Raw genomic sequence first — 13,057 nt, 5'->3', positions numbered from 1 at the left:
CGGTGGCCGGTTACCAGCGACAGGCCGCCGGCTTCGGCCTGCTCTGCTACGGACCTGCGGACATCACGGATCCGCACCGCTCGCTGCTGGCCTTTCCGCACGGCGGAGGCAGTCCGCACTCGTTTGCCAAGCTTAGCCAGGAGCTCGGTCCGGGCTACCGCGTCACCGCCGTCGATCAGCCCGGACGGCCGCGATCGCGTGGGCCCGTCCTGCGCGAGCTGGGCGAGCTGGTCGAGTTCTATCTTGAGCACCTGCCGGCCCACCTGCTCGGCGGGGTGCTGGTCGGTCACAGTGTCGGTGCCTATGTTGCGTCGGCGCTGGCCGCACGTCTGGAACAGCAGGGCCGGCCGGCACGTGCGGTCGTCATGTCGGCCGTCGTGCCGCCGGCCTACCTGGACCCGGCCCGACCGCTGTCGAAAATGACCGACGCGCAACGGCTTGACTGGTGCCGCACGCTGGGCACCTTTCCGGTCGGCGACAAGGACAGCGCCGCACTTTTCGCGCTGTTCGCCGAGGCGATCCGGGCGGATTGCGAGGTGTACGAGTCGGCGGTGTGCGTATCGCTGGACCATACGACGCCGTTGCTGGTGCTCGTCGGCGAGGCGGACCCGGCGTGTCCGGTTCAACAGGTGGCACACTGGCCAGACACCCACCCGCAGGCGGTGATTCGGACGCTGCCCGGCGGCGGACACATGCTCCCGCAGGATGCCGCGCACAGCTACGCGGCGGAAGTGGCCGGCTTTCTGCGCCACGGCCGCAACGGTTCCATAGCGACACGTCCAGTCGCTGGGCATCGGCGGCCCTGGCGCCGGGAGGATATGTGGTTGCGCGCCCGACAAGGCCGCCGGTGTCTGCCGGTCATCTTTCCCCGCGGCAGGGACACACCGGCGGCGCTGCACCACGTCCTTGTCGAAAACGACTGTTTGGAAACATTTTTGACTGATCATGGAGCGCTATTGGCCCGGGGGTGGAACGTGGCCGACGCTCGCGGGCTGCAGCTCATCGTAGGGTCGACGGGCATTGAACCGACACCCTATGTCGGCGGAAACTCGCCCCGGACCGCGTTGGGAAACGGAATCTATACTTCGACCGAGTATCCGCCCGAAGCACCGATCAGCCCCCACAACGAAATGTCGTATGCGGACCACTGGCCCACGCGGCTGTACTTCTGCTGCCAAGCGCCCGCGGCCCAGGGCGGTGAGACGCTGCTCGCCGACGGTCGCGCCCTGGTTACTCACCCGAGGCTGGAGGAAGTCGTCGATTGCATGCAACGCAAGGGAATTCGTTACCTACGCACCATGCACAGCGGATCGGGGCCGGGCAAGTCATGGCAGCAGACCTTCGAGACTGCCGACCAGGAAACGGTGGCCGGCTTGCTGCGAGATTCGGGCGCAGCCGCGACGTGGCTACCCGGCGGAGCGCTGCGTATCGTCGAGTGCCGGCCGGCATTCATCCATGATTCGAACTCAGGCCGGCAGGTGTGGTTCAACCAGGCCGAGCAGTGGCATCATTCGGCCCTTCCGGTCGAGATTCGCAACGCATTGCTCGATGAGTTCGGCGAAGACGGGCTGCCGCACAATGCGGCCTACGGCGACGGCGAGCCCATACCGGAACGCCATCTCGACGCCATTCGCCATGTCTTGGAAGCCGTTTCGGTGGCACACTCGTGGCGCCACGGTGATGTCCTGGTGGTAGACAACGTGACGACGCTGCACGGCCGAGCGCCCTACCGGGGCCAGCGGCGCGTTCTTGTCACGATGACCGACCAGGTGGCGCGCGGGTGAGCATGCCAGGTTGGCTGATCGGGTTACGTGAGGCTCGCAGTCCGCTCGGAGCCGATTTTGCTCCACTGGTTTTCGAGGCTTCCGCCATTGACCTGGACATGCTGGTTGCGCGACTGGCCGTCTTGGCATCGCGGCACGAGGCCTTGCGGCTGTTGTGGCCCGACCTGTCCGCGGCTGCGCCCGAAACCGTGGTGGACGCCGTTGCCGGGGCCGATACCCATGCCGGCGACATCGGCAGCTTCGCCGCCGAGCTGGCGCTGGCCGGGTATCGACGAGCGGGGAAACCGTTGTGGCGGGCGCGATTGGTCGCAACGGTTCAGCCGCAGCAGCAGTATGTGGTCATGGGCCTGGACCGATTGATCAGCGACCCGTGGTCATTGCATGTGCTGGCCCAGGAACTCTGCATGTTGTGCCAAGCCGGCCCGCCACCGGACTTGGGCCCGGCACCGGCGCAATTCGGCGCGGCGCTGGCTGAGCGGGCCGGCGGGTCGGACGAGTCCGACGCGAGGACCGAGCGGCTGCACTGGCGGCGACAGCTTGCCGGTGCGAATTTTGGCGCCGATCCGCGGGTGCCGCGCGCTGCCGCGACGACGGCACGTATCCGCCGGGTGCCGCTGACGGTCGCCGACGAACACGCCATGGTTTCCCTGGCTTCGGCGTACCGGACCACGCTGCTGGCCCCGGTTGTCGCCGCGGTGCACATGGTTTGGCGTCGGCAGGTCGACGCGGCCGAAACGGTGCTCTTGACCGAGGTCGGTTACCGCGGCACCCAAGCATTGGACGGCACGGTGGCGCCGCTCATGGAGCCGCGTCCGATGCGAATTGTGTCGGATGTAGGTGCGGGGGCGCTGATTTCGCAGGCCCGCGGTGCTCTTCTCGATGTCTTGGACAACAGCTGCGTGTCACTGGCTGCCGATCCCGCCCCGATGCAGCCGTTTTTCGATCACCCCGACCGGATGACGGTGCTGGCTGAGTTCGATACCGCCAACCGACCTACCGTGCACGAGTCCGCGCTGAATCTGCTTGACGAGCCGAGCATCTGGGCGGTAGGCCCGCCGCGCGCCGATATCCACGTGATGGTCCGGGGCGACCATCGCGCGCCGTCGGTGTATGTGGCCGACAACCCGCTTGCGGTGACCGGGCGATTCGCCGATGAGTTCGCCCACCAATTGGTGTGGGCGCTACGCGAGATGTCGGAGGTGTGATGCCCGAGTGCTCGCTGCTACGCCGGGCACGCCGCGGACAGCAACCCGCGGAAGAACCGATGCGCACCAACCGGCCGGCGCGACGCCGCTCCGGCCCGCTCGGCCAGGCAGCGGCCGGCAGCACCTCGCGAGACCACAACGGCGGCGCCGAAGGCCCCCGCCAGCAGCGGCCAGCCGATCAGCCCCACCGGCATCAGCACGGCCATCACGGCAGGACCGATGACCTGTTGACCGGTGTAGGCAAGGCTGAAGGCGCCCAGGTAGCGGCTCGAGGCCACCTCGGGTGACAGCTCTGCGGACAGTTCGTAGGCGGCAACGTTGTGGAGATTTTCGGCGACCGAGAGCAGGATGACCGCCGTCAGCACCGCCACGACCGCGATGGCGGTGGGTGCGGCCTGGCCGATAGCCAAGAAGCCGCAGCAGCTGATCAGCAGCAGACCCGCCAGTCCCAGTACCCGATTCGCGGCCACAGCCCCGTTTGCGAACCGGGCCACGTAGACCTGCAGCACCGCGGTCAGCACCGTGTTGACCGCCATGAAGACCGGCACCCACCCCGCGGGCACCGCGGTGTGCTTGATCACCCAAATCGGCAGCAACACGATCAGCACGCTGTCGTGCAGCCACAACACGCCGTTGCCGATCGTGAAAACCACGAACCATCGGTCGCGAAACGGGGACCGCGGGCATGCGGCGGCCCCAGCCGTCGGACCGGCCGTCGGAGCGGTTGCCGGAGCGGGCGCTGCCACCGCTTCCGTCCGCGAAACCGTCGGCCACACCATGGCGGCCGCCACGAGGAAAGAGACTCCGTTGGCGACAAAGAGCACGGTAAACACCGACATCGCAGCGGTGGCGAACGCCGCCGCGGCCAGCAGGAAGCCCGCGGTCAGGCCCACGTTGCGCACGCCGCGGATTGAGGCCATCGTCCGAGTGCCGTCCTGGTTGCCGATCAACGCCCGGACCACCGACTGCTGCAGCGGTGTGCTCGCCCGGTCGGCGGCGGTCAGGACCATGGTGAGTACCAGGAAACCCTTGAAGCCGGAAACGCCTGCATAGCAGCAGTAGCCGAGACCACGCAGGACCAGCAGGCCGATGTAGAGCCTTCCGGGCCCCAGCCGGTCCGCCAGGCGGCCCAGCGGCACCGGGACGAACAAGGCGAGGATTCCGGCCGCGGTGCTGGCAAGGGCGACTTGGGGCGCACCGATCTTGACGATGCCGACGAAATACAGCGTGAAGGAGGCAAAAAACAGCCCAGTGCCCAGCGAGTCGATTCCTGCACTGATGGCCAGCATGCGACCCGCCGCGCTACCGGGCAGCAGCATCGCACCCAGCCGGTGTATTCCACCGCGTATCGCCGGGCCACTGGAGAATCCCTTGCGGTTGATGCCAACCATTGGTGCTGCTGCTCCCTCTCAAGGGCCGCTATCGCGGCGAGTACGTCGACCAGCACAGCTTCGCCAGAGGCGCTACGCGAATCCTTGGCGAATTCTGAAAACGCAAGAGGCGTTAGGTGAGAGCCGGTTCGAGACGTCCGAGCGACGCACCACCGAGCGATCGGTTATTGCCGCGAACGGGTGTAGGTTGGATATCTCGCCGGAGCCGAGTGCAGGGATTGATCGCGATGCGTGTCTGCCCGTACGTCAGCGTGGAAAGTGCCCGTGGCCCCGGATCGATGCGGCGTCATATGTGCCCTCGTCGACGCACTGTCGGCGCCCGGCCCGGTCGTTCACTTGGGCATGGCCGCTGACGGCGTCCAACCTTTGGCGGCCGCGGCGCCGCCGAAGCTGGTGCCGCTGTCCTATGCGCAGCGTCGGTTGTGGTTCATTGACCAACTGGAAGGGCCCTCGCCGATCTACAACATGGCGCTGGCACTGCGGCTGTGTGGACCGCTGGACGTCGAGGCGCTACGCGTGGCGGTTACCGATGTAGTCGGCCGCCACCGATCACTGCGCACCGTCTTTCCGGCCACCGACGGGATCCCCGAGCAGCGTGTCATCGACGCCACCGCCGCCGATGCGGGCTGGCAAGTCACCGACGCCGTGGCGTGGCCGGCGAGCCGGCTGCCGCAGGCAATTGCCGCGCTGGTTCGCTACCGGTTCGACCTGGCCAACCAAATCCCGCTGCGGACAGAGCTTTTCAGCGTCGGCGCTGACGAACACGTGCTGGTCATCGTCATGCACCACATCGCCGCCGACCGGTGGTCGCTCAGCCCGCTGCTGCGCGATCTGGCCACCGCTTACACCGCCCGTAGCGCCGGAGCAGTTCCGGGCTGGGACGAGTTGACACTGCACTACGTCGATTACTGTCGGTGGCAGCGCGACCAGCTAGGTGAGCTCGACGACACCACCAGCCCCATCTGCGCCGGGCTGGCGCACTGGCAGCAAACCCTGGCCGGGTTGCCAGAACGGCTGGAGCTGCCCGCCGACCGGCACTACCCGCAGGTGGCCCGGCACGAGGGCGCCGGTGTGGCCGTCGACTGGCCGGTGGCCTTGCGCCAGAGCGTCGCCCGGTTGGCGCGCGAGCAGCGCGCCACCAGCTTCATGGTGATCACGGCCGGCGTGGTGGCATTGTTGGCCCGCCTTAGCGGCAACACCGATATCGCCGTGGGCATCCCGGTCGCCGGGCGCACCGAGGCCGCCTTCGAGGAGATGGTCGGGCTGTTCGTCAATACGGTGGTGCTGCGCATCAGCGTGGCCGGTAACCCCAACCTCACCGAGCTGATCACCCGGGTCCGTGAGGCCAGTCTGGACGCCTACGACCACCAAGACGTGCCCTTCGAGGTGGTCGTCGAACGGCTCAACCCCACCCGCAGCCTTACTCATCATCCGCTGATCCAAGTCATGTTGGCCTGGCAAAGCCCGGCTCCAGCCGACGAATTGATGTTGCCCGGGCTATGTGTCAGTTCCATCCCGGCCGATACCTACGCCGCGCCCCTTGACCTGACCCTCACCTTCGGCGACCGCTTCACCCCCAACGGTGCGCACGCCGGCATCGGCGGCGAAATCATCTACCGCACCGACGTTTTCGCTGCTCCCAGCATCGAGAGGTTGCGGGACCGGCTGGAACGGCTGCTGACCGCGATGACTGCCGATCCGAGCGCGCCGTTGTCATCGATCGACGTGCTCGACGCCGCCGAACACGCCCATCTCGATGCAATTGGCAACCGCGCTGCGCTGGGCAAAACCCTTGCACCGGTCTCGATTCCGGAGCTGTTCGGCGCCCAGGTCGCTCGCACGCCCCGGTCGGTGGCGCTGACCGGTGTGGACCGTAAGCTGACCTACGCGCAACTGGAGCGGGCCGCGAACCGGCTGGCCCACGCATTGATCGATGCGGGGGTGGGCTCCGGGGCGGTCGTGGCTCTGCTGCTGGCGCGCTCCGTCCCGGCCACCGTCGCCATCATCGCGGTGCTCAAGACCGGGGCCGCCTATCTACCCATCGATACCCAACACCCAAGTGCGCGTATCGGGTTCATGCTCACCGACGCGTCGCCCAAAGCCGCGATCACCACCACCGACCTCGCCCCGTTGCTCGTTGCCGCCGGGGCGACCGATCTGGCCGTCATCGACATCGACGATCCCCGAATCGATACCTATCCCAGCACCGCGCCGCCGACCCCCGCCGCCGACCACGTCGCCTACATCATGTACACCTCCGGTACTACCGGGACCCCCAAAGGTGTTGCGATTACCCACCGCAATGTCACCCAGCTCTTCGACGTGGTGCCTCCGTTCACCGCCACCGCCGGAAAGACTGGCGCCCAATGCCATTCGTATTCGTTCGACTTCTCGGTGTGGGAGATGTGGGGAGCGCTCCTGCACGGCGGACGGCTGGTGGTGGTGCCGGACGCGGTGGCGCGCTCGGCGTCGGACTTGCATGCCCTGCTGGTGCGGGAACACGTCGACGTGTTGACTCAAACGCCCTCTGCCATCGGGATGTTGCCGCGGCGCGGGCTGGAGTCCGCGGCTGTGGTGCTGCTCGGCGAGGTGTGTCCCGTCGAGCTGGTGGATCGCTGGGCGCCCGGCCGGATGATGATCAACACCTACGGCCCGACTGAGGCGACTGTCTGGGTGTCCACGAGTACGCCGCTGGTTGCCGATTCGGCGCCGCCGCCGATTGGTTCGCCGGTGCCGGGTGCGGCGTTGTTCGTGTTGGACGGCTGGCTGCGCCCAGTGCCCGTGGGGGTGGTGGGGGAGCTGTACGTGGCCGGTGCTGGGGTGGGCTGCGGGTATTGGCGCCGGCCGGCGCTGACCGCGGCCCGGTTTGTGGCGTGTCCCTATGGGGTTGGGCAGCGGATGTATCGCACCGGGGATCTGGTGCGCTGGCGCGCCGATGGGCAGCTGGACTATCTGGGCCGTGCCGACGAGCAGGTGAAGATCCGTGGCTACCGCATTGAGTTGGGTGAGGTGAGCACGGTGCTGTCCGAGGTCGCCGGGGGCCAGCAGGCGGTGGTGATCGCGCGTGAGGACCGTCCCGGTGACCGGCGGCTGGTGGGATATGTAGCCGGGCAGGTGCAGGTTGAGCAGCTCCGCGCGCAGCTATCCGAGCGGCTGCCCGAATATATGCGGCCCGCGGCGGTGGTGAGCGTGGCGACGCTGCCGTTGACAGTCAACGGCAAGCTCGACAAACGCGCCCTGCCGGCCCCCGACTACGCCGACACCACCCGCTACCGCGCGCCGACCACCGCGGTGGAGGAAACCCTCGCCGGCATCTATGCGGAGGTACTGGGTCTACCGCGGGTGGGCATCGACGAATCCTTCTTCGATCTGGGCGGCAACTCGCTGTTGGCCATGCGGGTGGTTGCCGGAGTGCGCAGATCCTTGAACGTCGACCTGACGGTTCGCAGCCTGTTCGACGCACCGTCGGTGGCGAGCCTAAGTCGGCTGCTGCGCCGCCCGACGCGGTCACCGGAGGTGACCCCGGTGGAGGTGCTGCGGCATGCTGGCGGGGTTCCGCTGTTCTGCATTCACACCGCCGTCGGGTTGAGCTGGCCTTATCACGCGCTGGGCGCCTACCTGGACTGCCCGATTATCGGCATTCAGCAGGTTGTCGACGATGACACCAGGCCCGACTCAATTCGTGACATGGCGCAGCACTATGCCGACACCGTTCAATCGTTGTATCCCGGCGGGCCATACCACCTGCTCGGCTGGTCGTTCGGGGGAATTGTGGTGCACGAGCTTGCCGTCGAGCTTCGCCGGCGGGGATGCGTCGTCGGGCGACTCATCGTCCTCGATGCGACTCCGCGCGCCGAGCAAGCGGATGAGGCAACCACTGCCGCAGCGCGGGAAGGTGAAATTCTGAAATATGTACTGCGCGCAAATGGGATCGAGCTGCCGGCCGATGATCGTGAGCCCTTTACCTATCAGCAGGCAGAGGAACTAATCCAGCAACGACCGGATGCGAATTTTGGGCTCCCGTCCGCTCAGCTGCTTCGGATTCTGATCACCAACAGCATCGCCAACGAAAGGTATCGCTCCGAACATGCGCCAGCGGTCTTTGACGGCGACCTAATTTTATTCGCGGCTACCCGCAACGGAAATGGTTCGACGCTGCTCGAGGATTGGCGGCAGTATGTCCGCGGCCATATCGTCGAGTACCCCGTTGACGCCACGCACAACGAAATGTTGAATGCCGAGTCGCTCAGGTTATTTGGTGCACAACTGAATGCTGCATTAGTCAACGGCCGGGTAGTGGGGCGTTAGCCTCGCCGGGGGACTGATTGCCGGTTTTCGTATGCACTGACGGTTTCGACTGTGCCCGCGTGGCGGGCTCACGGCGCGTCGGCCGCCGTGGACGCACGCTCGACGCCGTGGACGCCTCTGCTACGCCCGCCGCGAACTTCGAGTGTGCCCTGACGGCATCGAGTGTGCATTGACGATTTCGACTGTGCCCACGTGGCGAGCTCGCGGCGCGTCTGCCGCCCTGGCTGCACGCTCGACGTCCTGGCTGCACGCTCGACGCCCTGCCTACAACGCTCGACGCCCTGGCTGCACGCTCGACGTCCTGGCTGCCTCTGCTACGCCCGCCGCGAACTTCGAGTGTGCCCTGACGGCGTCGAGTGTGCATTGACGGCTTCGACTGTGCCCGCGTGGCGAGCTCGCGGCGCGTCGGCCGCCCTGGCTGCACGCTCGACGACCTGGACGCCTCCGCTTATGCTCGCAGACGGATTCGAGCGTGCACTTACGTCGTCAACTGTGCGTCCACGGCGGTCAATGGACACGTCGACCGCCGTGGCGAAACCCGGGCACTGCGCCGGTCAAGCAGAGGCCCGGGTGTTCTCGGATACTCGAAGTAACCGCCGATACAGGAACCGCGCCGGCGCCCTAAATTGCACCCCCTAAATTGTCGCTCAAAAGCGGCAAATCGGACACCAACTCCCTCGTGCAATAGGTGCACAGCCACGGCTGCCGCGCAACCGGGACGCCGTGCGCGCCCCCCGCATAGCAACCCGCTCCCGGATCACCGCTATCAGCCCCGGGCAGCAAGGTGGTGCTGCCCACGGGTGAGACCGGGTTGGTCCCGACACTGGGCGCGGCTTGCTCACCACCGCATCAAGACAACCAGTACCCTCGATTACGTGCAGCGACGAATCATGGGCATCGAGACCGAGTTCGGTGTCACCTGCACCTTCCACGGCCATCGTCGGCTCAGCCCCGACGAGGTGGCACGCTACCTGTTTCGCCGGGTGGTGTCCTGGGGGCGCAGCTCCAACGTTTTCCTGCGCAACGGCGCACGCCTCTACCTCGACGTGGGTAGTCACCCCGAATATGCCACCGCCGAATGCGACAGCCTGGTGCAGCTGGTCACCCACGACCGGGCCGGCGAATGGGTGCTCGAGGACCTGCTCATCGACGCCGAACAGCGGCTTGCCGACGAGGGTATCGGCGGGGACATCTACCTGTTCAAGAACAACACCGATTCGGCGGGCAACTCCTACGGTTGCCATGAGAACTACTTGATTGTGCGGGCCGGCGAGTTCTCCCGCATCTCCGACGTGTTGCTACCTTTCCTCGTCACCCGCCAGCTGATCTGCGGGGCCGGCAAGGTGCTGCAGACGCCCAAGGCCGCGACGTTCTGCCTGTCCCAGCGAGCCGAGCACATCTGGGAGGGGGTCTCCAGCGCTACCACCCGATCACGGCCGATCATCAACACCCGCGACGAGCCCCACGCCGACGCCGAGAAATACCGGCGGCTGCACGTCATCGTCGGCGACTCCAACATGTGTGAGACCACCACCATGCTCAAGGTGGGAACCGCCGCGCTGGTGCTCGAAATGATCGAAGCGGGGGTGGCGTTTCGTGACTTCTCCCTGGATAACCCGATCCGCGCCATCCGTGAGGTCAGCCACGACATCACCGGTCGCCGGCCGGTACGGCTGGCCGGGGGACGCCAGGCCAGCGCGCTGGACATCCAACGCGAGTACCACGCCCGCGCCGTCGATCATCTGCAAAACCGCGAGCCGAACCCGCAGATAGAGCAGGTGGTCGACCTGTGGGGACGTCAACTCGACGCGGTCGAGAGCCAGGATTTCGCCAAGGTGGACACTGAGATCGACTGGGTGATCAAGCGCAAGCTGTTCCAGCGCTACCAGGACCGCTACAACATGGAGCTATCCGACCCCAAGATCGCCCAGCTGGACCTGGCCTACCACGACATCAAACGCGGGCGCGGCGTCTTCGACCTGCTGCAGCGCAAGGGGTTGGCGGCGCGCGTCACCACAGACGAGGAAATCGCCGACGCCGTCGACCACCCGCCGCAGACCACTCGCGCCCGATTGCGCGGTGAGTTCATCAGCGCCGCGCAGGCCGCCGGACGCGATTTCACCGTCGACTGGGTACATCTCAAACTCAACGACCAGGCGCAACGCACCGTGCTGTGCAAGGACCCGTTCCGTTCAGTGGACGAGCGGGTCAAACGCCTGATCGCCAGCATGTGACTCGCGGCTCGCGGGTGTCGAACCGCAACCGCGATAGCGCATGTGCTAGCCGATTGAGAAGTTCTCCCGCCCTCCCGCGTGGGATTAATGTGACTATTGAGACGGCACGGCTAATGCAGGCGACGGGTGGGGGCATCTAACCTGGTGTAAATGGCGACCTCGAAAGTCGAACGGCTGGTCAATCTCGTCATCGCGCTGCTGTCCACTCGCGGCTACATCACCGCCGAGAAGATCCGCTCCAGCGTCGCCGGATATTCCGACAGCCCCACCGCAGACGCGTTCTCCCGGATGTTCGAGCGCGACAAGAACGAACTGCGCGACCTGGGCATCCCATTGGAGGTCGGCAGGGCGTCGAACCTGGACCCAACCGAGGGTTACCGCATCAACCGCGACGCCTACGCGCTGCCACCCGTAGACCTGACCCCGGACGAGGCCACCGCCGTCGCCGTCGCCACCCAGCTCTGGGAGTCGCCGGAACTGGTCACCGCCACTCAGGGCGCGTTGCTCAAGCTGCGGGCCGCCGGAGTGGACGTCGACCCCGTAGACACCGAAGCCGCAGTGACCATCGCCTCGCCGGCCGGGCTGACCGGTCTACGCGGGTCCGAGAACGTGCTCGGAATCCTGTTGTCCGCCATTGACTCTCGGCAGGCCGTGCAGTTCCGCCATCGGTCGTCGCGGGCCGAGCCCTACACCACCCGCACCGTCGAGCCGTGGGGCGTGGTCACCGAGAACGGCCGCTGGTACCTCGTCGGCCACGACCGCGACCGCGGTGCCACCCGCGTTTTCCGGCTGTCGCGGATCAGTGGGGAGATCACCCCGATCGGCCCGGCAGGCGCGATCGCCGTGCCCGACGACGTCGATCTGCGCGGCATCGTGGCCGCGAAGGTCACCGAGGCGCCGACCGGTACGCGGGCCACGGTCTGGGTCGCCGGCGGGCGGGCCACCGCGCTGCGCAGAGCCGGGCGACCGGTCGGCCCCCGGAGACTGGCCGGTCGCGACGGCGACGTGATCGAACTCGACATCGGATCCAGTGACCGATTGGCGCGCGAGATCGCCGGCTACGGAGCCGACGCAATTGTCCTGGAGCCGGCCACCCTGCGGGAAGACGTGCTGGCCCGGCTGCACGCCCACGCCGGGGCAGCGCGATGACTCCCGTATCCACCCGGCTGGTGCGGCTGCTCAACATGGTGCCGTACTTCCAAGCCAACCCACGGATAACCCGCGCCAAGGCCGCCACCGACCTCGGAGTGTCGGCCAAGCAGCTCGAGGAGGACCTCAACCAGCTGTGGATGTGCGGACTGCCCGGCTACTACCCCGGGGATCTCATCGATTTCCAATTCGCCGGCGACACCATCGAGGTGACGTTCTCGGCGGGCATGGACCGGCCGCTGAAGCTGACGTCTCCGGAGGCCACCGGGCTACTGGTGGCGCTGCGGGCGCTGGCGGACATTCCGGGCGTCGTCGACCCGCGGGCGGCCCGCAGCGCCATCGCTAAGATCTCGGCGGCGGCAGGGGCGGCCGGCCCCGCCAGCACGGTTTCGGCCGCCGACCAACCGGCGCCGGCCGAGCACGCGGCGGCGGCGACCGTGCGCGCCGCGGTGCGCGACAAACGGGCGCTGAGCATCGACTATTACTCGGCGTCGCACGACACCCTCACCACCCGGACCGTCGATCCCATCCGGGTGCTGCTGATCGGCGGCCACAGCTACCTGGAGGCCTGGTCACGCGAGGCCGAAGGGGTTCGGCTGTTCCGATTCGACCGGATCGTCGAGGCCTCCGAGCTCGACGAGCCGGCCACGCCGCCCGAACCTGCGCTGCAGGCGCCACCGGACACGGCGCTGTTCGACGCCGATCCGTCGCTGCCGTGCGCAACGCTGCGGGTGGCGCCGTCGGCGTCATGGATGCTGGAGTACTACCCGATACGGGACGTGCGTGAGCTGCCCGACGGATCCTGCGAGGTGGCCATGACCTATGCCTCAGAGGGTTGGATGACGCGACTCATGCTCGGCTTCGGCTCCGATGTGCAGGTGCTGGCGCCGGACTCGCTGGCCCGGCGCGTGCGGGCGGCCGCGGAAGCCGCATTGCAGGCCTACCGGGCCGCTGCGCAGGAGTGACGGCGCGGCCGGGCGGCTTGG

General features: G+C 67.2%; 6 protein-coding genes and 1 pseudogene. 6 read left to right on the top strand and 1 reads right to left on the bottom strand.

Annotation, left to right across the window (positions count from 1 at the left end):
• Nucleotides 1–2 precede the first annotated feature (2 nt).
• Both EET13_RS16065 and EET13_RS16060 read left to right on the top strand, forming a co-directional pair.
• Nucleotides 3–1,784: an alpha/beta fold hydrolase gene (locus EET13_RS16065; protein WP_122443218.1), complete on the top strand. Its 1,782-nt coding sequence runs from the start codon at nucleotides 3–5 to the stop codon at nucleotides 1,782–1,784.
• A 2-nt stretch (nucleotides 1,785–1,786) separates the two neighbouring features.
• Nucleotides 1,787–2,989 carry a condensation domain-containing protein gene (locus EET13_RS16060; protein WP_122443217.1) on the top strand — a complete coding sequence of 401 codons (1,203 nt, stop codon included), beginning with the start codon at nucleotides 1,787–1,789 and terminating at the stop codon, nucleotides 2,987–2,989.
• A gap of 17 nt (nucleotides 2,990–3,006) precedes the next feature.
• Here EET13_RS16060 and EET13_RS16055 read toward each other — a convergent pair whose 3' ends face one another.
• Nucleotides 3,007–4,380, bottom strand: coding sequence for an MFS transporter (locus tag EET13_RS16055; protein ID WP_122443216.1), 1,374 nt, complete (start codon nucleotides 4,378–4,380; stop codon nucleotides 3,007–3,009).
• 360 nt (nucleotides 4,381–4,740) lie between these two features.
• Here EET13_RS16055 and EET13_RS16050 point away from each other — a divergent pair.
• The 4 genes and pseudogenes from EET13_RS16050 to EET13_RS16035 all read left to right on the top strand — a co-directional run.
• Nucleotides 4,741–8,688 (top strand): annotated as a pseudogene (locus EET13_RS16050) (non-ribosomal peptide synthetase); the annotation flags it as partial.
• Nucleotides 8,689–9,563: 875 nt separating this feature from the next.
• Nucleotides 9,564–10,922 (top strand): Pup--protein ligase, encoded by a 1,359-nt coding sequence (gene pafA, locus EET13_RS16045; protein ID WP_122443214.1) that lies wholly within the window; start codon nucleotides 9,564–9,566, stop codon nucleotides 10,920–10,922.
• 150 nt (nucleotides 10,923–11,072) lie between these two features.
• Entirely contained in the window at nucleotides 11,073–12,071 is a 999-nt protein-coding gene (locus tag EET13_RS16040; RefSeq protein ID WP_122443213.1) for a helix-turn-helix transcriptional regulator, read from the top strand.
• Nucleotides 12,068–13,036, top strand: coding sequence for a helix-turn-helix transcriptional regulator (locus EET13_RS16035; protein ID WP_122443212.1), 969 nt, complete (start codon nucleotides 12,068–12,070; stop codon nucleotides 13,034–13,036). The genes EET13_RS16040 and EET13_RS16035 overlap by 4 nt, the downstream gene beginning before the upstream one ends.
• Nucleotides 13,037–13,057 lie beyond the last annotated feature (21 nt).

The organism is Mycobacterium attenuatum, assembly GCF_900566085.1.
GTDB classification, from domain to species: Bacteria; Actinomycetota; Actinomycetes; order Mycobacteriales; family Mycobacteriaceae; genus Mycobacterium; species Mycobacterium attenuatum.
Note: the sequence above shows the minus strand (reverse complement) of the source record. Positions and strands in the feature narration are given on the sequence as shown.